This window comes from Snodgrassella sp. W6238H11 (assembly GCF_016100525.1).
Taxonomy (GTDB): domain Bacteria; phylum Pseudomonadota; class Gammaproteobacteria; order Burkholderiales; family Neisseriaceae; genus Snodgrassella; species Snodgrassella alvi.
The window spans coordinates 291,647-314,989 of the sequence record NZ_JACFSH010000001.1 but is presented as its reverse complement, the minus strand read 5'-3'; the positions used below and the strand labels follow the sequence as shown (position 1 = coordinate 314,989).

The 23,343-nt window shown below is 43.6% G+C and carries 24 protein-coding genes; 23 read left to right on the top strand and 1 reads right to left on the bottom strand.

Translation table 11 applies throughout. From position 1 onward, the window contains the following. The first annotated feature begins 122 nt into the window (after positions 1-122). The 9 genes from H3V00_RS01390 (at position 123) to H3V00_RS01350 (ending at position 7,095) form a co-directional block, all read left to right on the top strand. Entirely contained in the window at positions 123-362 is a 240-nt protein-coding gene (locus H3V00_RS01390; RefSeq protein ID WP_025330449.1) for an NGO_0222 family membrane protein, read from the top strand. Then, entirely contained in the window at positions 355-966 is a 612-nt protein-coding gene (rdgB, locus tag H3V00_RS01385) for an RdgB/HAM1 family non-canonical purine NTP pyrophosphatase (RefSeq protein ID WP_084563437.1), read from the top strand. Before H3V00_RS01390 ends, rdgB begins: the two co-directional genes overlap by 8 nt. Continuing rightward, positions 959-2,158, top strand: a complete 1,200-nt coding sequence (gene hemW, locus H3V00_RS01380) for a radical SAM family heme chaperone HemW (RefSeq protein ID WP_198206629.1) — start codon at positions 959-961, stop codon at positions 2,156-2,158. The genes rdgB and hemW overlap by 8 nt, the downstream gene beginning before the upstream one ends. Before the next feature lie 30 nt (positions 2,159-2,188). Then, positions 2,189-2,575, top strand: a complete 387-nt coding sequence (locus H3V00_RS01375) for a RidA family protein (RefSeq protein WP_025330446.1) — start codon at positions 2,189-2,191, stop codon at positions 2,573-2,575. 60 nt (positions 2,576-2,635) lie between these two features. Then, positions 2,636-3,454 carry a symmetrical bis(5'-nucleosyl)-tetraphosphatase gene (locus tag H3V00_RS01370; RefSeq protein ID WP_198206630.1) on the top strand — a complete coding sequence of 273 codons (819 nt, stop codon included), beginning with the start codon at positions 2,636-2,638 and terminating at the stop codon, positions 3,452-3,454. Positions 3,455-3,711: 257 nt separating this feature from the next. Beyond that, the gene (locus H3V00_RS01365; RefSeq protein WP_025330444.1) at positions 3,712-4,260 is read left to right on the top strand and encodes a hypothetical protein; all 549 of its coding nucleotides are present in this window, start codon (positions 3,712-3,714) and stop codon (positions 4,258-4,260) included. Positions 4,261-4,491: 231 nt separating this feature from the next. Beyond that, positions 4,492-5,025, top strand: a complete 534-nt coding sequence (gene hslV, locus H3V00_RS01360; protein WP_025330443.1) for an ATP-dependent protease subunit HslV — start codon at positions 4,492-4,494, stop codon at positions 5,023-5,025. A 57-nt stretch (positions 5,026-5,082) separates the two neighbouring features. Continuing rightward, on the top strand, positions 5,083-6,420 hold the full coding sequence (gene hslU / locus H3V00_RS01355) for an ATP-dependent protease ATPase subunit HslU (RefSeq protein WP_198206631.1): 1,338 nt from the start codon (positions 5,083-5,085) through the stop codon (positions 6,418-6,420). Positions 6,421-6,507: 87 nt separating this feature from the next. Further along, complete coding sequence (locus tag H3V00_RS01350; protein WP_198206632.1) at positions 6,508-7,095, top strand: biotin transporter BioY; 588 nt, start codon at positions 6,508-6,510, stop codon at positions 7,093-7,095. 103 nt (positions 7,096-7,198) lie between these two features. Here the strand turns inward: H3V00_RS01350 and H3V00_RS01345 are convergent, their stop codons facing one another. Further along, positions 7,199-7,537 (bottom strand): P-II family nitrogen regulator, encoded by a 339-nt coding sequence (locus tag H3V00_RS01345; protein ID WP_078475291.1) that lies wholly within the window; start codon positions 7,535-7,537, stop codon positions 7,199-7,201. A 166-nt stretch (positions 7,538-7,703) separates the two neighbouring features. On the opposite strand from H3V00_RS01345, the gene purL reads away from it, so the two are divergent. The 14 genes from purL to H3V00_RS01275 all read left to right on the top strand — a co-directional run bounded on the left by purL (position 7,704) and on the right by H3V00_RS01275 (position 23,315). After that, positions 7,704-11,639 carry a phosphoribosylformylglycinamidine synthase gene (gene purL, locus H3V00_RS01340; protein WP_198206633.1) on the top strand — a complete coding sequence of 1,312 codons (3,936 nt, stop codon included), beginning with the start codon at positions 7,704-7,706 and terminating at the stop codon, positions 11,637-11,639. Positions 11,640-11,658: 19 nt separating this feature from the next. After that, positions 11,659-12,165, top strand: a complete 507-nt coding sequence (gene luxS, locus H3V00_RS01335) for an S-ribosylhomocysteine lyase (protein WP_084563444.1) — start codon at positions 11,659-11,661, stop codon at positions 12,163-12,165. A gap of 386 nt (positions 12,166-12,551) precedes the next feature. Then, a complete protein-coding gene (nrdA, locus tag H3V00_RS01330) occupies positions 12,552-14,831 on the top strand; it encodes a class 1a ribonucleoside-diphosphate reductase subunit alpha (RefSeq protein ID WP_025330437.1) in 2,280 nt (759 codons plus the stop codon). Positions 14,832-14,917: 86 nt separating this feature from the next. Continuing rightward, positions 14,918-16,051: a class Ia ribonucleoside-diphosphate reductase subunit beta gene (gene nrdB / locus H3V00_RS01325; RefSeq protein WP_025330436.1), complete on the top strand. Its 1,134-nt coding sequence runs from the start codon at positions 14,918-14,920 to the stop codon at positions 16,049-16,051. Positions 16,052-16,106: 55 nt separating this feature from the next. Then, complete coding sequence (gene yfaE, locus H3V00_RS01320; RefSeq protein WP_025330435.1) at positions 16,107-16,418, top strand: class I ribonucleotide reductase maintenance protein YfaE; 312 nt, start codon at positions 16,107-16,109, stop codon at positions 16,416-16,418. A 79-nt stretch (positions 16,419-16,497) separates the two neighbouring features. Then, positions 16,498-17,229, top strand: a complete 732-nt coding sequence (gene pdxJ / locus H3V00_RS01315) for a pyridoxine 5'-phosphate synthase (RefSeq protein ID WP_084551631.1) — start codon at positions 16,498-16,500, stop codon at positions 17,227-17,229. A 29-nt stretch (positions 17,230-17,258) separates the two neighbouring features. Then, positions 17,259-17,645, top strand: a complete 387-nt coding sequence (gene acpS, locus H3V00_RS01310) for a holo-ACP synthase (RefSeq protein WP_025330433.1) — start codon at positions 17,259-17,261, stop codon at positions 17,643-17,645. Continuing rightward, complete coding sequence (locus H3V00_RS01305) at positions 17,642-18,433, top strand: NUDIX domain-containing protein (protein ID WP_198206634.1); 792 nt, start codon at positions 17,642-17,644, stop codon at positions 18,431-18,433. The genes acpS and H3V00_RS01305 overlap by 4 nt, the downstream gene beginning before the upstream one ends. An 87-nt stretch (positions 18,434-18,520) precedes the next feature. Next, a complete protein-coding gene (locus H3V00_RS01300) occupies positions 18,521-18,961 on the top strand; it encodes a hypothetical protein (RefSeq protein ID WP_198206635.1) in 441 nt (146 codons plus the stop codon). An 89-nt stretch (positions 18,962-19,050) separates the two neighbouring features. Continuing rightward, complete coding sequence (locus H3V00_RS01295) at positions 19,051-19,356, top strand: accessory factor UbiK family protein (RefSeq protein WP_078475299.1); 306 nt, start codon at positions 19,051-19,053, stop codon at positions 19,354-19,356. 11 nt (positions 19,357-19,367) lie between these two features. Then, the gene (locus tag H3V00_RS01290; protein ID WP_198206636.1) at positions 19,368-20,864 is read left to right on the top strand and encodes a YifB family Mg chelatase-like AAA ATPase; all 1,497 of its coding nucleotides are present in this window, start codon (positions 19,368-19,370) and stop codon (positions 20,862-20,864) included. Between the two features lie 98 nt (positions 20,865-20,962). Beyond that, positions 20,963-21,673 (top strand): SPOR domain-containing protein, encoded by a 711-nt coding sequence (locus tag H3V00_RS01285; protein ID WP_025330428.1) that lies wholly within the window; start codon positions 20,963-20,965, stop codon positions 21,671-21,673. Positions 21,674-21,702: 29 nt separating this feature from the next. Continuing rightward, positions 21,703-22,398: a thiol:disulfide interchange protein DsbA/DsbL gene (locus tag H3V00_RS01280; RefSeq protein WP_025330427.1), complete on the top strand. Its 696-nt coding sequence runs from the start codon at positions 21,703-21,705 to the stop codon at positions 22,396-22,398. Between the two features lie 98 nt (positions 22,399-22,496). Further along, positions 22,497-23,315: an undecaprenyl-diphosphate phosphatase gene (locus H3V00_RS01275; protein ID WP_198190153.1), complete on the top strand. Its 819-nt coding sequence runs from the start codon at positions 22,497-22,499 to the stop codon at positions 23,313-23,315. Positions 23,316-23,343 lie beyond the last annotated feature (28 nt).

The following is a 23,343-nucleotide window of genomic DNA, read 5'->3' as shown; positions in this document are numbered from 1 at the left end:
CTTAAAATTGATTTATAAACTGATTTATTTTATTCCGGCTGTAAGTAATAATCGTAAATAGCTGTATCTTTCTTAATTAACCAATCTGCCCAGCCAATTTATATTTTTTAAAGCATTTACGAATGACGAAACTCAAACTTTTATTACTCATTCTGGCTTCATGTACATTTATGTTTATTGGCTGGGTTGTGCTGGGCTGTTATTATTGGGTACATCAACAGCACACTATTGCGATAATCTGCTGTTTACTCGCTTTCATTAGTGTACTGGGGCAATTTGCTGCGCTGGCGTTTACTTTGCGTGAACGTGCATACCGGCAAATTAATCAAGTGTTATCCTCAAATGATGTAAACCATGAATAAAATTGTTCTTGCCAGTAATAATCAGGGCAAGCTGGCTGAATTTAGCCGCCTGTTTAATTCTTTAAATATCGAAGTTGTTCCGCAGTCTGAATTTAATATTCCTGAGTGCCCGGAACCTTATATCACATTTGTTGAAAATGCACTCGCTAAAGCACGTCATGCCAGCCGTTATAGTGGCTTACCGGCATTGGCCGATGATTCTGGTATTTGTGCCAATGCACTGCATGGTAAACCTGGTGTCCATTCAGCACGTTATGCAGGTACAGAACCGAAATCAGATACAGCCAATAATGCCAAGCTGGATGATGAATTACGCAATTGTGATGACAAAAGTGTGTTTTATGTATGCGTACTGGTTTTAGTGCGTCATCCTGATGATCCACAGCCATTAATTGCTGAAGCCAATTGGTCTGGGCTGTGGCAATCCTCTGCTGCAGGAAGCAATGGTTTTGGATACGATCCGCATTTTTATGTTCCAGACCAGAAACTGACTGCTGCACAAATGAGTCAGGAAGAAAAAAACCGGATAAGTCATCGTGCTCAGGCATTAAATATTTTAATGGATAAACTGCGTCAGCAGTATGGCCTGAATACTCATGTCTGAGTTTCCCGTTTCTCTGCAAATACCGCATTCTGTTACGCCAGCTTTGACCAGTTTACCGCCACTATCTCTGTATATTCACATTCCATGGTGTGTTCGCAAATGTCCGTATTGCGACTTCAATTCACATCAGCTTAAGCAGGAACTGGATGAGCAGAAGTATATTGCTGCCTTATTAACTGATCTGGAAACTGAACTGCCTTATTTCTGGGGTAGGTCTGTTCACACAATTTTTATCGGCGGAGGAACACCCAGTCTATTTTCCGCATCTGCATTTGAAAAGCTCTTAAGCGGCATTCGTGCACGGGTTAATCTGTTACCCACAGCAGAAATTACCCTTGAAGCCAATCCGGGCACATTTGAACGCGATCGTTTTGCAGATTATGCAGCAGCTGGTATAAATCGGCTTTCCATCGGAGTACAAAGTTTTGCCAATGACAAACTGGCTGTACTGGGAAGAATTCATAACCGCAATGAAGCACTAAATGCCATTGAATCAGGCTTAATCCTGTTTCCTAAACTCAATATTGATTTGATGTATGCCTTACCAGGACAAACTGTCGAACAGGCAAAGGAAGATATTAATACAGCAATTGCAACTGGCGTAAGGCACATTAGTGCTTATCAGCTTACACTGGAACCCAATACACCTTTTGCCCATTCACCTCCTCCGAAGCTACCAGATGATGACCATATTGCTGATATAGAAGAAGCTGTACATACATCACTGTCACAGGCAGGTTTTCATCATTATGAAACGTCTGCCTTCGCCCAGCCTCTGCAACAATGCCGGCATAATCTGAATTACTGGCAATTTGGTGATTATATCGGTATCGGAGCTGGCGCTCATGGTAAGATATCCAGTGCTCAGGCAATTGAGCGCACTACTCGGTGCAGGCATCCGAAAGATTATCTGCAAGCGATGCAGCAGCAACCTCAGTGTGCTATTGTCCGCCGGCAAATTTCTGCACAGGATTTACCTTTTGAATTTATGCTGAATGCTCTGAGATTAACTGATGGAGTTCCTACTACATGGTTTAGCGAGCGTACCGGCTTGCCTGTTACCTCCATTCAATGTGCGATTACTCAGGCCGTAGAGAGAGGTTTAATAGATCCAGATCCGTTAAACCTACGTCCGACTGCACTCGGACGTACTTTTCTGAACGATTTACTGGCTTTATTTTTGAAAGACTGATAACCCCTTTTCATACCAAGGAGTAAAAACATGGGAAAAAATATTATTCATACTGAGAAAGCACCGGCCGCTATCGGTGCTTATTCACAAGCAGTGCGTGCTGGCAATACAGTATATCTTTCCGGTCAGATTCCGTTAGTAGCTGAAACAATGCAAATCGTTGATGGTGGTTTTGCTGAACAAGCACATCAGGTGTTTAAAAATCTCCGGGCAGTTGCAGAAGCAGCCGGAGGCAGTCTGAATGATTTGGTAAAAGTAAATGCCTATCTGACTGATTTGAGTAATTTTGCTACGTTTAATGAGATTATGGCGCAATACTTTACAACTCCTTATCCAGCTCGTGCTGCTGTTGAAGTTTCTGCATTACCTAAAGGTGCTCTGGTTGAAGCTGAAGCCATTCTGGTACTGGACAAGTAAACAGACAAATCGGGACAAACCAGTTTGATTAGGTTTATCCCGATTTCTCGGGAGATGAACATGGCACAGTATGTGATTGGTGACTTACAGGGATGTCTGACAGAGTTTAAAAAACTGCTGGACAAACTGAATTTTAATCCTGGTACTGATACCTTATGGCTTACCGGAGATCTGGTAAACCGGGGCCCGCAATCACTGGCCACATTGCGTCTGGTAAAACAGCATGATGGCTGTATGCAGACTATTCTGGGAAATCATGACTTACATTTACTTGCACTGCATTATGGTTATGGCAAACTCAAACGTGCAGATACAATCAGTGACATTCTGAATGCGCCGGACAGAAAACAATTAATTGACTGGTTACTCCGACAGCCTTTATATCGCCAGCAGGACAATTATGTCATGGTCCATGCAGGTATCTGGCCAGAATGGACATGCGATCAGGCACAGCTACTGGCTCAGGAAGTGGAAACCGTATTGCAAAATACTCCCGAACAATTTTTTTCCCAAATGTATGGAAATAAACCTGTTCGCTGGAACAATAATCTCAGTGGCGATGAGAGATTGCGTTTTATCACTAACAGCTTTACCCGGATGCGTGCACTGACTGATGATGGAGCAATGGATTTTGATTATAAAGGGACGCTCATTAATATACCAGCGCATCATATTCCATGGTTTAAGGCATCGCACCGCCAAAATGTCGATAAAACCATTCTATTCGGTCATTGGTCGGCATTAGGTTTTTATCAGGCCGATCATGTTGTATGTGTGGATACCGGTGCTTTATGGGGGGGCAGCCTAACAGCTTTTAATCTGAATGACAGAAGCGTGGTACAGATACCAAGTGAAATAAAGTTAAATATTGAAAATTAAATACAGTTAAAATAATGACCTTCACATACTGATAGTTGGCCTTGAATGCAAATATTTCACTTGAAACATGTTGTTGTGAAGAATTTTTTATTCATGTACTATTAATACAGTAACGATAACGTTTAAACTGTATTATTTAATACTACCCTACATTAGCTAAAAAAGACTAAGATACAGCTATTGCATCTTTACCTAAGCCAAGTATGATGGTTTATGTTATCAGAAGATTTATTCATAAATGCTTATAAGGAGTTGTCATGAAAAAAGTTCTTGTCCCGGCTGTATTGTTGATGCTGGCTGTTACCGGTTGTGCATCAAAACATCATCATAAAGCACCTTCTACACAGGTAGCCGTACCTGCAGCAACTACAGCGAATGTACAGATTGATGCGCGTAAAGAAGTAGCTTATTTGTGCGGTACTGGTGCAGCTAAAAACCGTTTGACTGTAATGTATGGATTGCAAGGTCAGAACGTCGTGGCAGCTCAGGTAAATTATCAGGGCAGACTTTCTCCTGTAATGATGCGTGATGCACGTGATGTTAACTACAATACTTTCGTTTCTCCCGAAGGCATTACCTGGAAAACCGCTATTGCCAACAGCGATACTGTAGATAAAGTTGGTGCTCTGGGTCTGTTACAGCCAAGCAAACAGGTAATTAACGGTCAGGAAAAAATTGTTCCGCAAATCGTTACCCAGAACTGCGTAATAGATAATGGTACAGTGGCAGTAGCTCCGGCTAAAACCAAAACTGTTAAAACCACCAAAACTGTTACTACCAAAAAAGTATACAAACACAAAAAATAATTGATTGTGTTTTGAACAACGGCAACCTTTCAGGTTGCCGTTTTTATTTTATATATGAATAAAAAACTCTCCTGCTTAGTATCTGCACTAGCCAGCCGGAGTGACAGACGAATTCTAATAAATCAGAATAAATCATGGTTTAACTTGAAAGCGGTAATAACTGCCCTTATTTAAATGCAGTTATTTTCTCCGGCAGCTATCCGGCTGCCGGTCAGCAAAGGATCACGAGACATGCAACAATTCGACGGTACAACCATTATTTCCGTTCGCCGCGGTGAAAACGTCGCCATCGGTGGAGATGGTCAAGTGACACTGGGTAATACCATTATTAAAGGGACTGCACGCAAAGTACGCAAACTGTATAACAATCAGGTGCTGGCCGGTTTTGCCGGGGGTACCGCTGATGCATTTACCCTGATAGAACTATTTGAAAGTAAATTGCAAAAACATCAGGGTAAACTGATGCTGGCTGCAATTGAGCTGGCTAAAGAATGGCGTACCGATCGCGCATTACGCCGTCTGGAAGCAATGTTAATTGTGGCAGATAAAAAAAACACACTGGTAATTACCGGAAATGGTGATGTGCTCGAACCGGAACAAAGCATTGCAGCTATTGGTTCCGGTGGTGCTTTTGCCCAGTCGGCAGCACGTGCATTAATGGAAAATACCGAGCTTGAGCCGGCTGAGGTGGTTAAAAAGTCCCTCGAGATTGCCGGTGACATCTGCATTTACACAAATCAGAGCCACACTATTGAAACCTTGTAATTTTATTGGCCGTTTAATTTGTATTTAAAAACGGTCATATCTCAAGATTGGAACAAGATGAGTACATCTGTAATGACCCCGAGCGAAATCGTTCATGAATTAGATAATCATATTATCGGGCAGACTCAGGCCAAACGTGCAGTAGCAGTAGCGCTGAGAAACCGGTATCGCCGCAGTCGCGTTGCCGAACCCTTACAAAGCGAAATCGTTCCGAAAAATATTCTGATGATCGGGCCTACTGGTGTAGGTAAAACTGAAATAGCCCGCAGACTTGCCCGTCTGGCCAACGCACCTTTTATTAAGGTAGAAGCTACCAAATTTACTGAAGTAGGCTATGTAGGCCGTGATGTTGACAGTATTATTCGTGATTTGATTGAAATTGCCCTGAAAAACATTCGCAATCAGACAATTGCTAAAAACCGCGACCGTGCTCAGGATGCCGCAGAAAACCGTATTCTGGATGCCCTGCTGCCTCCGCCGCGCAGCGTCGGTTTTGCCGGTGAGCCACAGGAAGCTCAACCGGAAAATCATACCCGGCAGAAATTCCGTCAGATGCTGCGTAAAGGCGAGCTTGACGATAAGGAAATCGAGATTGAGGTTGCCGCTAATCCTTCTCCGACCATGTCTGTTATGGGTCCTCCGGGAATGGAAGACTTTACGAATCAGTTGCAAGATATGTTCAGCAGCATGGGACATGGTAAAACCAAAGCTCAGAAAATGAAAGTAAGCGCTGCCATGAAATTACTGCTGGATGAAGAAGCAGCTAAACTGGTAAGCGAAGAAGAATTACGTGAACAGGCAATTAAGTCAGTTGAACAAAATGGCATCGTATTTTTGGATGAAATCGATAAAATTGCTACTGACAGCAGTCGCCATGGCGGAGATGTTTCACGTCAGGGTGTGCAGCGTGATTTACTGCCGCTGGTTGAAGGGACAACTGTACAAACTAAGTATGGCATGATTAAAACTGATCATGTTTTATTTATTGCATCTGGCGCATTTCATCTTAATCGACCCAGTGATCTAATCCCCGAATTACAAGGGCGCTTTCCGATTCGTGTTGAGCTGGATAATCTGAGTGTAGATGACTTTAAAGCCATTCTGACAACGACCCATGCTAATTTGACTGAACAGTACTCTGCTTTACTGGCTACTGATGATGTCAATCTGCAATTTACTGATGACGGCATTGCCCGTATTGCTGAAATCGCTTTTCAAGTAAATGAAAAAACCGAAAATATTGGTGCACGCCGATTGCATACGGTTATGGAAAAATTACTTGAAGAAGTTTCCTTTGATGCGCCAGCCGGCGATATAACCATTGATGCAGCTTACGTTGATGCGCGTTTACAGAATATAGCTGAACGTGAGGATCTGGCTCGTTACGTATTGTAATTCTATATTCAAGCGGCTTCGGCCGCTTTTTTATTAATTACGAACCTCTTTTTTTCTCCCTGATATTCAACTAAATATAACCAATCCATGACCTCAATTTTATCGCGAACCTATCAGCCTTATCTTTTGCAGCACTATAGGTTAACCCAGTGGTCGCACCAATTACTTGCTACTACATTAGCAGCATTATTAATGGCTATATCAGCCAATATAAGCATTCCTCTGCACCCCGTCCCTTTATCGCTGCAATCGCTGGCAGTTTTACTGCTTGGTGCATTTTTAGGGCGAAAGCTCGCTGTATTAGCGATACTTGAGTATTTGCTGCTCGGCGCCTGCGGTCTGCCCTTTTTTGCAGGTGGGCATGGCGGAATAAATGTATTGGCATCAGCCTCTGCCGGTTATCTGTACGGTTTCATATTCAGTGCATATATCGCCGGCTGGGCTGCTGAAAGAGGCTATGACCGACATTTTTTCAGCGGATTATGCGCCTTTGCACTTGCTCATCAGATTATATTTGTCTTTGGTGTTTTTTATCTGGCTTTTTATTTACATACCAGTATTTATCATGCATTGCAATTAGGCTATCTGCCATTTGCCGGTTTTGATTTACTTAAATTTTTTATTGCTGCGACTATTATGTTCGCTCTGTGGCAACTTGGTAAAAAACCAAGCTAATATCTTCAAGATAAGAAAACCGTATGAAAGCAACGTATTAACATACTCGAGTCATATTATCACTGCTATTTTCAAACGGTTTTCTATTTATTCTGATTATTTTTTAAATTGCCGTATCGTCCCGCTCTCCGGTTCGAATACGAATAGCGCTTTCTACCGGCAATACAAAAATTTTACCATCTCCGATTTTGCCGGAATGAGCAGCAGCAATAATTACCTCAATCGCCTGTTCTACTCTGTCATCCGGTAATACCAGCTCAATTTTTACCTTGGGTAGAAAATCTACTGCATATTCAGCACCGCGATAAATTTCTGTATGTCCTTTCTGCCGACCAAAACCTTTGACCTCAGATACAGTCATTCCGCTGAAACCCACATCAGACAAAGCTTCACGTACATCATCCAGCTTAAACGGTTTAACAATTGCTTCAATTTTTTTCATGCCGCCATGTTCCTTTTTACTGTATCCACAGTGCTAAAAACTACCATATCCTTATCTGAAACTCAAACTACCATGATTTAATAACATAAATTTAAGCAAAGCACTTATTTTTCGCGTAAAATTGCGTTTCAGCCAAAACCCACTACTAAAGTGAGCTACTCTCATCATGTCAGTTGTTCTGTCACTGTGCGGCGAGGCCGCACTATCCCCGTTTCGTATCGAAAAATTGTTACAGCAGGCAGCCAGATTACAACTGGATTGTAATATTCAGATCAACAGCGAATATCGCTATTTTGTGGCTTCAGCCACCGAACTTGATTCTGGTCAACAGCAAAAACTGCTTCAACTTTTACGTGCTACCCATCAGAACAGCAATACTCTGACAGGCACGCAATTATTGGTTACACCCCGTCTGGGCACTATTTCACCGTGGGCATCCAAAGCAACCGATATTGCACACAATTGCGGACTAAACGTAATTGAGCGCATTGAGCGCGGCATCCTGTATTCATTTTCGCGCGAGCTTAGTCAGCAGGAACAGGATAGCTGGCAAACCATACTACACGACCGCATGACAGAAAGTGTACTAACTGCTGTAGCGGACGCTGCACAACTGTTTCACACAACTGCGGCAAAAAGTTTTACCAGTATTGACATACTGGCAAATGGCAAAACCGCTCTGCAAGCAGCTAACCAGCAAATGGGGCTGGCATTATCCGCAGATGAAATAGATTATCTGGTTGAAAATTATCAGCAACTGCAACGTAATCCTACCGATGTAGAACTGATGATGTTTGCTCAGGCAAACTCAGAACATTGCAGACATAAAATATTTAATGCCCAATTTATTGTTGATGATGAAGCCAAACCTGAATCTCTGTTTGGCATGATTCGGGCTACGCATCAGGCGCATCCTGAAGGTACACTGGTCGCTTACAAAGATAATTCATCAATCATTGCCGGTGCCAGTATAGAACGCTTTTACCCACAGGCAAATCAACAGCAGAAATATCAGTTCAGCACAGAAGAAACACATATTCTGATGAAGGTGGAAACCCATAACCACCCTACCGCTATCGCACCATTTGCCGGCGCTGCAACCGGCTCTGGCGGGGAAATCCGTGATGAAGGCGCTACAGGAAAAGGCGCACGTCCTAAAGCAGGTTTAAGCGGTTTCAGTGTTTCTAATCTTTGTATTCCCGAATTTATCCAGCCATGGGAACAATATACAACTACACTTAATCAATACGGTAAGCCAGCACATATCAGCAGTGCGCTGGATATCATGCTGGATGGCCCAATCGGTAGCGCGGCCTTTAATAATGAATTTGGTCGTCCTAATTTGCTCGGCTATTTCCGTACCTTTGAAGAATTATTCAGTGGTACTATGCGCGGCTTTCATAAACCTATTATGATTGCAGGCGGACTAGGTAATATACAGGCACAGCAGGTTTTCAAAGACAATATTCCCGCAGGTGCATTACTTATTCAGCTGGGCGGACCGGGCTTATTGATCGGTTTGGGTGGCGGAGCAGCCTCCAGCATGAGTACCGGAGTAAATCATGCTGATCTGGATTTCGACTCAGTACAGCGTGGGAATCCTGAAATTGAGCGACGCGCACAGGAAGTTATTGACCGTTGCTGGCAACTTGGCTCAGAAAATCCGATTATATCCATTCATGATGTTGGTGCAGGTGGGTTATCTAACGCTTTTCCGGAGCTGGTCAACGATGCCGGCCGCGGGGCAATCTTTCAGTTACGCCGCATACCACTTGAAGAACATGGCCTTAATCCGTTGCAGATTTGGTGTAATGAAGCTCAGGAACGCTATGTTTTGGCAGTACAGCCTGAGAATCTGGAAATATTTCAGTCCATATGCCAGCGTGAACGTTGTCCGTTTGCTGTTGTCGGCACAGCTACTGATGATGGTCAGCTGCAATTACGTGATGAATTATTCAATAACAACCCGGTAGATATTCCTCTGGACGTGTTACTGGGCAAACCACCTAAAGTGACCCGTACAGATTCTGCTGTTATTGAAGAGATTCCTCCTTTTGACGGAAGTAAACTGGATATTCGTGAAAGTCTGTACAGAGTATTTGGTCTGCCTGCTGTAGCCAGCAAACAATTTCTGATTACTATTGGCGACCGCAGTGTTGGTGGTCTTACGCATCGCGATCAGATGATTGGAAGATATCAGACACCGGTTGCAGACGTTGCTGTAACCAAAATGGGCTTTAATACCTTACGTGGCGAAGCCATGAGTATGGGTGAGAAATCACCTGTAGCCTTATTTTCCGGTGCAGCCTCAGGGCGTATGGCAGTTGGTGAAGCATTAACCAATATTGCTGCCACAGACATCGGAGAAATGGGCAAAATTAAACTTTCTGCCAACTGGATGGCTGCCTGTGGTTTTGCCGGAGAAGATGCCCGTCTGTATGAGACTGTCAAAGCCGTATCCGAACTGTGCCAGAAACTGCAAATCAGTATACCTGTAGGCAAAGATTCATTATCAATGCAAACACGCTGGCATGATGCCGGTGAAGAAAAAAGGGTAGTTTCGCCTTTATCTGCTGTCATCACAGCCTTTGCACCGGTTCAGAATGTGCTCAACACTGTGACACCTGAGCTACAGAATATTGCAGATACTACCCTGCTGGCCATTGACCTCGGTCAGGGATACAGCCGAATGGGTGGCAGTGCCTTGCAGCAGGTATGGAAAAATCTCTGCGGTTTAGCTCCGGATATCAACAATCCCGAAATCATTTCTAAATTTTTCACACTTATTCAGTCATTGATTCAGGAACATAAAATTCTGGCCTATCATGACCGCAGTGATGGCGGATTAGTAATAACACTGGCTGAAATGATGTTTGCTGCCCATATCGGGGTGACTATTGATATTGCATCTCTAATCCGGCAAACCAATAAGCACAGCCAGAATCAGAAGCTACAAGATGCTGCTGTACGCAGTCTGTTTACAGAAGAGCTTGGTGCGGTTATTCAGGTACACAATGATGACCTTGCCGGCATTCAGAATGCTTTTGCCTCTGCCGGCATAGCTGAAACTTTACATGTGCTTGGTCACATCAATACAACTGACCGGTTAATGGTTCAGCATGGTAATACTGTTTTACTCAATGAAAACCGTGTTGAATTGCAAAAGAGCTGGAGTGAAACCAGCTATCAAATGCAACGCTTACGCGATAATCCTTGCTGTGCAGACAGTGAATTTGCCTTACTGGAGCAGGAACAGCTGTCAGAATTATTTGCCAGCCTGAGCTTTAATCCGGAAGAAGATATTGCTTTACCTTATATTCATCGGCATCAGCAGCCTAAAGTTGCCATTCTTCGTGAACAGGGCGTCAACGGACAATTAGAAATGGCGGCTGCATTTACCCGCGCTAATTTCGAAACTTACGATGTTCACATGAGTGATTTACTAAGCGGCCGGGTTAAATTAAGTGATTTTCAACTGCTGGCTGCCTGTGGCGGATTCAGCTATGGTGATGTACTGGGCGCCGGAGAAGGATGGGCAAAAAGTATTCTGTTTAATGAACAGCTGCGACAACAGTTTGCAGAATTCTTTGACAGACAGAATACCCTGACACTAGGCGTGTGTAACGGCTGCCAGATGCTCAGTAATCTGGCTGAAATCATCCCGGGTACAGATAACTGGCCACGCTTTCGGCGCAATATTTCAGAACAGTTTGAAGCTCGCCTGAGTATGGTCACTATTCCGGCTTCCTCATCATTAATTCTGGCTGATATGGTCGGCAGTAGTTTACCGGTAGTAGTGAGTCATGGAGAAGGACGTGCAGATTTTGCTCACCTGACCAATGAAACCATACCGGCAGATCTTTCTGTTGCACTCCAGTATGTTGATGGTCAGAATCAGGTAACGGATATATATCCGCTCAACCCGAATGGCTCTCCGGCCGGTATTGCCGGTGTCAGCAGTACGGACGGCCGCGTCACCATTATGATGCCGCATCCTGAACGGGTATTCCAGACAGCGCAAATGAGCTGGGCTCCGCGTGACTGGCGGGAAATGTCCGGCTGGTACCGGCTGTTTGCCAATGCACGAAAAATTTTAAACTGATAATTACGAGGGAATCATCATGCCATTACTCGACAGTTTTACTGTAGACCATACCCGTATGCACGCTCCGGCAGTACGTGTGGCTAAGAATATGACCACACCTAAAGGAGATGATATTACTGTATTTGATTTACGCTTCTGCAAACCGAATCAGACTATACTGCCTGAAAAAGGCATGCATACTCTTGAACATTTGTTTGCCGGATTCATGCGCGACCATCTTAACAGTGATCAAGTGGAAATTATTGATATCTCACCAATGGGTTGTCGCACTGGTTTTTATATGAGTCTAATCGGAACACCAGATGAAGCAACTGTGGCCAAAGCCTGGGCGGAATCTATGCAGGATGTGCTTGCGGTAACTGATCAGAGCCGCATACCTGAACTTAACCGCTACCAGTGTGGCAGCTATACCATGCACTCACTCGAAGAAGCCAAGTCCATTGCCCGAACAGTTCTTGAAAATCAAATTAGTATCAATTATAACAATGATTTAAAACTAGATGAGTCACTATTGCAACACTAGATACTAATCGTTGTCATTGCTGCCTGAAATTAAACAAAGCTGTGCTGAGCTTATATTTTAGGCAGTTTTTCTTTTTTCCTGTAAATGTAGATATATACAGCATAAACTTATCCCCTGATATAAAAAAACTAATAAAACAAAAAAATTAATAATTTTTTTTACAATTTTATTCAAATTGAGACAAATCAAAGCAAACTACTTGTCAATCAACAAAAATCATTACTTCACTTAACCCAACCATTATCAAGAAGCGGATATAGTCAGTTTTGACAAGTCTTTTTTTTAAAGCAAAAAACCAGTATATTGTGTCTGGAATAACAGTTGACCACTACATTTTGTGTTGGCACTGTTTTTTTCTGCGTTAATTATGCTAGAAAGAATAACTCATGAATGCGGTTGCCAACCTTAAAGTAACCAAACGTAATGGTAGTTTGGAAGACATCAATCTGGATAAAATTCATCAGGTCGTTACTTGGGCTGCAGAAGGCCTGGATAATGTATCCGTATCTCAGGTCGAAATGCGCTCACACATTCAATTTTATAATGGTATTCGTACTGACGATATTCACGAAACCATTATTAAAGCAGCAGCCGACCTGATTTCCACAGAAACACCGGATTATCAGTATCTGGCAGCCCGCTTAGCTATCTTTCATCTGCGTAAAATTGCTTTCGGCCAGTTTGAGCCGCCTCACCTGTATGATCATGTGAGTAAGCTGACAGAATCAGGTAAGTACGATAAACATATTTTAGAAGATTATTCTCGTACAGAATTTGATGAACTGAATGACTGCATCGAACATAACCGTGATTTAACTTTCTCATATGCTGCAGTTAAACAGCTAGAAGGCAAATATCTGGTTCAGAACCGTGTTACCAAACAAATTTTTGAAAGTCCGCAGTTTTTATACATGCTGGTAGCAATGTGCCTGTTCGCCCGTTACCCTCAGGCTACAAGACTGACTTATGTAAAAAAATTCTATCATGCCATCAGTACTTTTAAAATTTCCCTGCCAACACCAATTATGTCAGGTGTTCGCACCCCGACCCGTCAGTTTTCTTCCTGCGTGCTGATTGAATGTGATGATAGTCTTGATAGCATCAATGCTACTACCAGTGCAATTGTGAAGTATGTTTCTCAGCGCGCAGGCATTGGCATTAATGCCGGCCGGATCCGTGCACTGGGCAGCGAAATCCGTGGCGGAGAGGCACAGCACACAGGCTGTATTCCATTTTACAAGATGTTTCAGGCAGCTGTGAAATCATGCTCACAAGGCGGTGTCCGCGGTGGTGCTGCTACCCTGTTCTATCCTTTGTGGCATCTGGAAGTAGAAAATCTGCTGGTACTGAAAAACAACCGCGGAGTTGAAGAAAACCGCGTACGGCATCTTGACTACGGTGTGCAAATTAATCGCCTGCTGTATACCCGCCTGATTAAAGGTGAAAATATCAGTCTGTTTTCGCCTTCAGATGTCCCGGGGTTATATGATGCATTTTTTGCAGATCAGGACGAATTCGAACGTCTTTATGTTTTATACGAAAAAGACAACAGCATCAATCGCCGCAGTATTCCAGCAGTGGATTTATTTTCATTATTAATGCAGGAACGTGCCGGTACCGGACGCATTTACATTCAGAATGTCGACCATTGTAATACCCATAGCCCGTTTGACCCGAAGCTGGCTCCGGTTCGTCAGTCAAATCTGTGTCTGGAAATTGCTTTACCTACCCGTCCATTAAATGACATTAAAGACCCTGAGGGAGAAATAGCTCTCTGTACCCTTTCAGCATTTAATCTGGGTGCACTGGAAAGTCTGGAAGAACTCGAAGAACTGGCCGAGCTGGCTACCCGTGCTCTGGACGCTTTGCTGGATTATCAGAACTACCCTATCAAAGCAGCTGAACTGGCTACCATGAACCGGCGGACATTAGGTATTGGTGTCATTAACTTTGCATACTATCTGGCCAAAAATGGCGTTAAATACAGTGATGGTTCTGCCATAAACCTTACCCACCGGACTTTTGAAGCCATTCAGTATTATCTGCTGAAAGCTTCTGTCAAACTGGCACAGGAACTGGGAGCATGCCCTAAATTCAGCGATACTACTTATGCTCAGGGTTTATTACCGATTGATACATACAAAAAAGATCTGGATAAAATCTGTCAGGAACCTTTGCATCTGGACTGGGAATCATTGCGTGCCGATATAGTTAAACACGGTCTGCGTAATTCCACTCTGACGGCACTTATGCCATCAGAAACATCCAGCCAGATTGCCAATGCTACAAACGGTATTGAACCACCGCGCGGGCTGGTATCTGTCAAGGCGTCCAAAGATGGTATTCTTAAACAGGTAGTACCGGAATTCGAACGTCTGCACAACCAGTATGAATTGCTCTGGGATATGCCAAATAATGAAGGTTATCTGCATTTAGTCGGTATTATGCAGAAATTTATTGACCAGTCGATATCCGCCAATACCAATTACGATCCGCAGCGTTTTGAAGGACAAAAAGTCCCGATGAAGCAATTAATCAAAGATTTGCTGACAGCCTATAAATTTGGTCTGAAAACTTTGTATTACCAGAATACCCGTGATGGTGCCGATGATATGCAAACCAGTATTCAGGATGACGGTTGCGCCAGCGGTGCTTGCAAAATCTGATTAAACAAGGGGGCATCAGCACCCTTATCTCCTTTTTCTACATTAATTAAATAAAGAGTATCGCCATGGCCTGTGAACATCTGTCTATGAATTACAGTACATTCTGTCAAAAACCGAATAATGCCCTGACAGAACCGATGTTCTTCGGACAGCCGGTTAATGTAGCCCGTTATGACCAGCAGAAATTTGATATATTCGAAAAACTGATTGAAAAACAGCTTTCATTCTTCTGGCGTCCTGAAGAAGTAGATGTATCGCGTGATCGCATCGATTATGCCAATTTACCAGAGCATGAAAAGCATATTTTTATCAGTAATCTGAAATATCAGACCCTGCTTGATTCCATTCAGGGGCGCAGTCCTAATGTTGCCTTACTGCCTCTAGTATCTATTCCTGAGCTGGAAACATGGATTGAAACATGGTCTTTTTCTGAAACCATTCATTCACGCAGTTACACTCACATTATCCGCAATATCGTGAATGATCCTTCGGTTGTGTTTGATGATATTGTACAAAACAAGCACATTATTGCCCGTGCTGAAGAAATTGCCTGTTACTACGATGATTTAATCGAATATACCCAGTACTACAACTTACTGGGCGTAGGTGAACATGAGATTAACGGTAAAACCATTGTAATCAATTTACATGAACTGAAGAAAAAGCTGTATTTATGCCTGATGTGTGTCAATGTACTGGAAGCAATCCGCTTTTATGTTTCATTTGCATGCTCCTTTGCTTTTGCTGAGCGCGAACTGATGGAAGGCAATGCCAAAATCATCAAACTGATTGCCCGTGATGAAGCTTTACACCTCACTGGCACTCAGCAAATGCTTAACCTGATGCGTACCGGTGCAGATGATCCGGAAATGGCGGTGATAGCGGCTGAAACGGAAGAAGAATGTTTCCGGCTTTTCCGTCGTGCTGCCATACAGGAAAAAGACTGGGCAGAATATTTATTTAAAGACGGATCCATGATTGGTCTGAACAAAGATATTCTTGGTCAGTATGTCGAATATATCACCAACCTGCGTATGCAGGCTGTAGGCTTACCGCCGGCTTTTGAACATGCCAAACAAAATCCCATTCCGTGGATTAATGCATGGTTGTCTTCCGACAATGTTCAGGTAGCACCACAGGAAGTAGAAGTCAGCTCATATCTGGTTGGTCAGATTGATGCCGAACTTAATGAAGACGACTTAAGCGATTTTGAACTTTAAAATTTCTGTCTGAACCCAGTTTTCAACAAAACCTACCGGAGCAGCTTCAGCTAAAATGAGCTTAATCACCACCTGCGACAAAACATTCACTCTTCAGCAGGATGAAACCCTGCTGGAAGGTCTGGAACGTACCGGACATGAAGTTGAATATCAGTGTCGCAGCGGTTATTGTGGTTCATGCCGGCTCAAACTGCTATCCGGGCAGGTCAGTTATGCAGAACAGCCGCTGGCCTTTATCGCCCCGGGAGAGATACTTCCCTGCTGCTGTCAGGTAAAAACCGATTTGCATCTGGTCTGCCATCTTCGAACCGATACACCGGAACACAATCCAGACCTTTTTGACAACGATTTATTTGCAGATAAATAAAGTTAAACCGGTTATCTTTACCGCCGGAAAAAGGTAAAGTATCGTGATATCCATTTAACTCAGCACTAGGTAAAAACTTATGTTACTTGGCGTAAACATAGATCATGTGGCAACAGTACGTAACGCTCGCGGCAGTATCTATCCTAGCCCGCTGGAAGCAGCACTGCTTGCCGAAACACATGGTGCCGATCTGATTACCATGCATTTACGTGAAGATCGCCGCCATATTCATGATGCTGATGTATTTGCCGTAAAAAATGCCATCAGCACCCGTCTTAATCTGGAAATGGCACTTACCCCGGAAATGCTTGACAACGCTCTGGCTGTTCAGCCTGCCGACGTATGTATCGTACCGGAAAAAAGACAGGAAATTACCACAGAAGGCGGACTGGATGTTCTGTCACAACAGGATAAAGTAGCAGAATATGTCCAGAAACTGACAGCTGCGGGAATACGCGTATCACTGTTTATTGATGCTGATAGCCGGCAGATACAGGCCTGTCAGGAAGTCGGTGCACCAGTTATTGAGCTGCATACCGGTGCTTATGCTGATGCACCTGAAATGCATCAGCGCCGGCAGCAGCTGACACGAATCGAAGAAGCAGCTCATCAGGCCAGTGAAATGGGCATAATTGTTAATGCCGGCCATGGTCTGAATATTCACAATGTCACCCCTATTGCTAAAATTCTGGCTATAAACGAACTGAATATTGGTCATGCCCTGATTGCTCAGGCTATTTTCATCGGCTTACCACAAGCCATTGAACAAATGAAGACCACTATTTTCCGTGCACGCAGCCTTCCTTATTAACCTAACCTTTTACCAGCAAAAGGAACAACATGATTTACGGCATAGGTACAGATTTAGTTAAAATTGAACGTATTGCCAAAATGTGTAAAACCTATGGTGCCAATGCCGTAGCAGCAAAAATGCTGTCACGGATTGAAGCACTAGAGTGGCCTTCAGCCAATCATCCTGTACAGTTTCTGGCCAAACGCTTTGCCGCTAAAGAAGCTTTTGCCAAAGCCGTCCATACCGGTCTGCGCAGTCCAGTGACCTTACGCAATATCGGAATTGGTCATAATGAACTCGGCCGGCCTGAATTTATTGTTGAAAAGCCATTAGCACAATGGCTCAAACAAAAAAACATTGGCCGTATCCATCTGAGTCTCACAGATGAAGACGACTACATAGTGGCTTTTGCTGTAGCAGAGTATGCTAAATGACGCAGGATAATCTCATCGAAGTAGTTGCCGGTGTCCTTTATAACCAGCGCGGTGAATTTCTGCTTAGTTCACGTCCGGCAGGTAAAGCATATGCGGGGTACTGGGAATTTGCAGGCGGTAAAGTAGAATCAGGGGAAAGTCCGCTGGCGGCATTGCAGCGGGAATTTGCCGAAGAACTGGGCATAACCGTTAATTCAGCTACACCATGGATAAGCAAAACTCATCGTTACGAACATGCCCACGTACATTTGCAATTTTATCGCATTGCTGCCGATCAGTGGCAGGGACAACTAACTGCACGAGAACAGCAAAGCTGGAGCTGGCAGCAGCCAGGTTGTCTTACTGTTACCCCCATATTACCTGCTAATGCACCTATTCTGGCCGCATTAGCCATCCCTGCTTATATGAGCGGAAATTTAAATACAGGTTTTTATACCGCGTCAAAGCAGGAACCTGCCTTAAAAATATACCCTTACCACTCAGGAATAGCAGCAGGATCAATTATTTATACACCAGCAGATCAGCTACAGCAACTGGTGAATCTGCATCCTGTCAGCGCTATCTGGGCTATATGTCATAACAGTGAAGAGTGGCTACAGGCACAAGCAGCTGCGGCGATAATCTGGCCGGTTGGCCAGTATGAAGATATTCAGCTGCTGCTTCATCTGCTGCATAATCAGCCTTCCTCTGTACCCGTTATGGTTTTACAGCAAACAAACGCTCAGCTCATCGCACAGCCAGACTGGATGACTCTGGGTGTTCATGGCATCATAATGGAACAACAATAATAAGTATTACAACCTCTGTGTATTCACGACCACATGTACTGCAATTACCAGATAATTTTTCTTAATTTATATTGGTCAGCCAATCTCATGAATCAGCCCGCAAAAAAATCAACTGCTGTTATCATCGGACTAATTATTTTTATCATAGCTGTTCCGCTTATTATTGGCATAGTTTTCTGGCATAACACCCGTACCGATGCTTTGAGCACACTCAGTAACTGTAATGTCCGTACCGGCTGCATATTACCCGGAGGAGCTGTCATTCAATTTACGCCTCCGGCAGATATCACTAAACCTTTTGATATCAGCTTGCGTAAAGTACCTGCTTCTGTAAAACGAATCAGCATACATTTCACCATGCGCAATATGAGTCTGGGTTTTAATCGTACCGACTTCAAACCGCAGGGACAGGGGGTATGGACAGCTTACCGTGCCGTATTGCCCGTATGTGTTGACGAACGTAATGACTTTCTTGGTGATTTAGCTGTTGACGGCAAGCATTACAATATTGTGTTCACTGCACCGTAAACAGCACAGCATATAAGCATTGCATCTCAGACTGTTTCACCCGTACAATCACAGACATTGATTACCTTGCCATTAAAAGGATTCAGGTCATGATCAGCAAAAAATTTTTTGAAGACATCAGCGATAAACTCGGCGATACCATCAGTAACAGTCCCATCAAAGATATGGAAAAAAATGTTAAATCCATGCTTGGCAGTGCTTTTAACCGGATGGATTTGATTACACGTGAAGAATTCGATATTCAGCAACAGGTTTTACTAAAAACCCGGGAAAAACTGGCTGAGCTGGAAAGCAGAGTGATCGCGCTGGAAGCGTTGTTAGCACAAAATAATAACAACCATGAAACCACCGATCCGGTTGCTCCGACAGATAATCATACTGATTTGTCTGACTAAGGAATTACGCCATGTCATGGGCAGTTGTTTATAGTCGTGCTCTGGCTGGCATGGCAGCACCACTTGTAGAGGTAGAAGCTCATCTGGCCAACGGCTTACCTGCATTCAGCATTGTTGGTCTGCCGGATACAGAAGTTAAAGAAAGCAGAGATCGGGTAAGAGCGGCTATTATTCAGTCCGGTTTTGACTTTCCGGCTAAAAAAATTACCGTTAATCTGGCACCTGCTGATTTACCCAAAGAATCAGGCCGGTTTGATTTACCGATAGCTATCGGCATACTGGCAGCATCCGGTCAGATTGATGGTACCAATCTGCATCAGTATGAACTGGCCGGAGAACTTGGCCTGTCCGGTCAGATCAGGCCTATCCGCGGGGCTATCGCCATGGCAGAAGCAGCCAGACAGCACCAGCGTTCATTTATTCTGCCCTCAGATAATGCTTTTCAAACTGCCCTGTTACCCGATGCGCATGTTTATGGCGCCGATACATTATTGGCTGTAGCAGCTCATCTTAATCAGGACCAACCACTTTCCCCTGTTGATGTACAATCTATACAACAACAGCCTGATGAAACAAACTATCCTGATATGGCCGATGTACGCGGGCAGCAAACAGCCAGACTGGCACTGGAGATCGCCGCAGCCGGCGGTCACAGTATCCTCATGTCCGGACCGCCTGGAACCGGTAAATCTATGCTGGCACAGCGTCTACCCGGTATCTTACCGCCACTTACAGCCAAAGAACTCGTCAGTGTCTGGTCATTACAGTCATTGTTGCCTCACGAACAGCAAAAATACCGCCAGAACCGGCCATTTCGCTCACCCCATCATAGTACTTCGGCTGTTGCACTGGTAGGTGGTGGCTCCGATCCCCGACCTGGTGAAATTTCACTGGCACATCATGGTATTTTATTTTTGGACGAACTGCCGGAATTCGACCGGAAAGTTCTTGAAGTTCTGCGAGAACCACTGGAAAGCGGAGAAATTCATATATCACGCGCAGCACGTCAGGCTACTTATCCGGCTGAATTCCAGCTGATAGCAGCAATGAATCCCTGCCCTTGTGGTTATCTCGGACATCCAGTTAAACCATGTCGCTGTACGCCCGAAGCCATAACCCGTTACCGTGATAAAATTTCCGGTCCGCTGCTTGACCGTATAGACCTGATAATTGAAGTGCCCAGTTTACCTGCCAGTGATCTGTTACAGCAGGCAAACGGTGAAAACAGCAGCAGTATTCGTGAGCGTGTCAAAACAGCACGCTCGCGCCAGTATCAGCGTCAGGGTAAAATCAATGCTCAACTGAGCAACCGTGAACTGGATGATATAGCCCGAATCACCCCTGAAGCCAAACAAACCCTGGCCAGTGTGATGGAAAAATTGTCGCTGTCAGCACGCAGTTTTCATCGTATTTTACGTATTGCACGTACATTAGCAGATATGAATGATATACATGATGTTGAAACCAGCCACATTTTACGCGCCATAAGCTTCCGCCGTGCTTTATAATATCAGCAGAACTGAAATTGATAATGTTATCTATATAGATAACTTCCAGTTCTGAACAGAATTTGCCGTATATAATGCCAAACATAAAGGCTTTTAACATGCATATGTACACACCACTTCGTCAGGCAGGTAAGGGGCTTGTCAGCTTTATAATAGGTTTGCTTCTTGCAACCTTAATCATTGCCTGTATCCTATTCTTCCTGAATAAAAGCAAATCAGATTTTAAAATTCCTGATAATCCCGCTGCTTCTGTTCCGCCACAACCCGAAATACTTACTCCGGCCAATAGTACAACAGCATCTTCTCAAATCTTTACTCCTGATACTCCTGCGTCTTCAGGAACCACCGTTGAAACCCCGGAGACTATACCAGCTTCACAACCGGTCAATATGGGAGGGATTGAAAATGACATTACTATTGAACACACACCGACAACACAACCACCCATACCACATAAAACACCAGAAAAAACACCCAGAAAAGCACCCCCAGTCAGTCATACAGATATAACTCCGGAACAAATTCTGAATAACGGTAGTATTGAAAAAGCTCAGCGTGCAGCAGCAAAGCAGCATAGTGAAGACAAAGTTTTTTTACAAATCGGTTCATATAACAACCGTACTGATGCTGATGCCCAGCGTGCCAAACTAGTGATGCTGGGAATTAACAGCAGCGTACATAGTGCTAAAGTGAACGGTACAATCAAATATCGTGTTCAGACTGATAATCTGAGTCAGAATCAGGCAAAACAGATTAAACAAACTTTACAGCAGCATAATATCGACAGCCTGACCAGAACAGCATCCTGAGTCAGCCAGTTTCATAACAGGAAATTAACATGCTAAAAAAAATCATTACTACCATGGTGACAGCAATGGCTTTTGTCACTGGCATAGCACAGGCAGCAATAGTAAAAATAGATTATGATGTACTGGATAAACCCATTCCGCAACTGCATAAAGACAAAGTAGAAGTTCTGGAATTTTTCTCCTACAGCTGTATACACTGCTCACATCTCGAGCCCTTTATGCTTAAAGAAATGAAATCTTTTGCGCCTGATACCTATCTGCGTCCCGTTCATGTTGTCTGGGATGATGACGTTTATTTCAATCTTGCCCGTGTTGCTGCCGCAGTAAACAGTACCGGAATGAAATTACAGGCAGACCCGCTAATCTTTGATGCTATTTTTAATAAACACATCGAATTATGGCAACCTGATGTATTTAACAAGTGGGCTATAAAACAAACTGCTTTTGACGGGCAAAAACTGGTAAAAGCCTATAACAGTCTGGAAAATTCAGCTACGGCCACCAGCATGCGTAAAATGGGCGAAAAATACAACATTACGTCAACACCTACTGTTATTGTAGGCGGCAAATACGTACTTAAATTTCCGAAAGGATTTGCAGCAGGAATGAAAACAATGAATGAACTAATTGAAAAAGTACGCAATGAGAATAGCGCACATGCTGCAAGCACACGTAAACTACCTAAAAGCATAGGTGCTTCACTAGCAGCCTCTGCCAATCGATAGACTCTGGTCTTCGATCAAAACAATAGTGTGTTTAACCTTAAACACACTATTGTTTTGTATAAATTTCATGGCTTAAATACACAAATACAGTAAATAAAATGGATATTGTCTTGTTTTTAAAAGCCCTGATTCTGGGCATTGTAGAAGGTTTGACCGAATTTCTGCCTGTTTCCAGTACCGGACATCTGATAGTAGTCGGTAATCTGCTGAAATTTGAGACTACAGGTGAAGTATTCGACATTACGATACAGCTTGGTGCAATTCTTGCCATTGTTTTTGAATATAAACACCGATTTGCTCATATCATTACCCATATTGGTAAAGAACCGGCTACCAACCGCTTTGTTCTTAATCTGGCTATAGCCTTTATTCCCGCAGCCATCATGGGCTTACTGTTCAGTGAACAAATCAAGCATTATCTGTTTAATCCAATTACTGTTGCTACAGCACTTGTAATAGGCGGTTTACTTATTCTCTGGATTGAAAAACGTCAGAGCCGTACCGAACCGAAAGTTAAAACTGTTGAGAACATGCGGCCTCGCGATGCACTTATCGTCGGACTGGCGCAAATTCTGGCATTAATTCCCGGTACATCTCGTTCAGGAAGTACGATTATGGGCGGCATGCTTTGGGGGATTGAGCGCAAAGCAGCAACAGAGTTTTCTTTTTTTCTGGCCGTACCAGTAATGATTGCTGCCACCGGTTACGACATGCTTAAGCATCTGCATGAGTTTACCCGGGATGATTTATTGCTGATTGCTATTGGTTTTGTTGCCGCATTTCTTTCTGCCCTGGTAGCAGTGAAAGCATTACTGCGCTTTGTTGCTCATAAAAATTATATCCCTTTTGCGTGGTACCGAATTATATTTGGCGGTATCATTTTAGTTACCTGGGCTACAGGCTGGGTAAAATGGTAATCAGAATCTAATTGTCTCTGGTATAAAA

Coding starts and splice junctions, on each gene's coding strand:
- yfaE (WP_025330435.1), top strand. CDS start 16,107: ATGAGCTTAATCACCACCTGCGACAAAACATTCACTCTTCAGCAGGAT.
- nrdA (WP_025330437.1), top strand. CDS start 12,552: ATGAATGCGGTTGCCAACCTTAAAGTAACCAAACGTAATGGTAGTTTG.
- rdgB (WP_084563437.1), top strand. CDS start 355: ATGAATAAAATTGTTCTTGCCAGTAATAATCAGGGCAAGCTGGCTGAA.
- H3V00_RS01275 (WP_198190153.1), top strand. CDS start 22,497: ATGGATATTGTCTTGTTTTTAAAAGCCCTGATTCTGGGCATTGTAGAA.
- acpS (WP_025330433.1), top strand. CDS start 17,259: ATGATTTACGGCATAGGTACAGATTTAGTTAAAATTGAACGTATTGCC.
- nrdB (WP_025330436.1), top strand. CDS start 14,918: ATGAATTACAGTACATTCTGTCAAAAACCGAATAATGCCCTGACAGAA.
- purL (WP_198206633.1), top strand. CDS start 7,704: ATGTCAGTTGTTCTGTCACTGTGCGGCGAGGCCGCACTATCCCCGTTT.
- H3V00_RS01350 (WP_198206632.1), top strand. CDS start 6,508: ATGACCTCAATTTTATCGCGAACCTATCAGCCTTATCTTTTGCAGCAC.
- H3V00_RS01300 (WP_198206635.1), top strand. CDS start 18,521: ATGAATCAGCCCGCAAAAAAATCAACTGCTGTTATCATCGGACTAATT.
- H3V00_RS01295 (WP_078475299.1), top strand. CDS start 19,051: ATGATCAGCAAAAAATTTTTTGAAGACATCAGCGATAAACTCGGCGAT.
- H3V00_RS01345 (WP_078475291.1), bottom strand. CDS start 7,537: ATGAAAAAAATTGAAGCAATTGTTAAACCGTTTAAGCTGGATGATGTA.
- hemW (WP_198206629.1), top strand. CDS start 959: ATGTCTGAGTTTCCCGTTTCTCTGCAAATACCGCATTCTGTTACGCCA.
- pdxJ (WP_084551631.1), top strand. CDS start 16,498: ATGTTACTTGGCGTAAACATAGATCATGTGGCAACAGTACGTAACGCT.
- H3V00_RS01375 (WP_025330446.1), top strand. CDS start 2,189: ATGGGAAAAAATATTATTCATACTGAGAAAGCACCGGCCGCTATCGGT.
- hslU (WP_198206631.1), top strand. CDS start 5,083: ATGAGTACATCTGTAATGACCCCGAGCGAAATCGTTCATGAATTAGAT.
- H3V00_RS01390 (WP_025330449.1), top strand. CDS start 123: ATGACGAAACTCAAACTTTTATTACTCATTCTGGCTTCATGTACATTT.
- H3V00_RS01290 (WP_198206636.1), top strand. CDS start 19,368: ATGTCATGGGCAGTTGTTTATAGTCGTGCTCTGGCTGGCATGGCAGCA.
- H3V00_RS01365 (WP_025330444.1), top strand. CDS start 3,712: ATGAAAAAAGTTCTTGTCCCGGCTGTATTGTTGATGCTGGCTGTTACC.
- H3V00_RS01285 (WP_025330428.1), top strand. CDS start 20,963: ATGCATATGTACACACCACTTCGTCAGGCAGGTAAGGGGCTTGTCAGC.
- luxS (WP_084563444.1), top strand. CDS start 11,659: ATGCCATTACTCGACAGTTTTACTGTAGACCATACCCGTATGCACGCT.
- hslV (WP_025330443.1), top strand. CDS start 4,492: ATGCAACAATTCGACGGTACAACCATTATTTCCGTTCGCCGCGGTGAA.
- H3V00_RS01305 (WP_198206634.1), top strand. CDS start 17,642: ATGACGCAGGATAATCTCATCGAAGTAGTTGCCGGTGTCCTTTATAAC.
- H3V00_RS01280 (WP_025330427.1), top strand. CDS start 21,703: ATGCTAAAAAAAATCATTACTACCATGGTGACAGCAATGGCTTTTGTC.
- H3V00_RS01370 (WP_198206630.1), top strand. CDS start 2,636: ATGGCACAGTATGTGATTGGTGACTTACAGGGATGTCTGACAGAGTTT.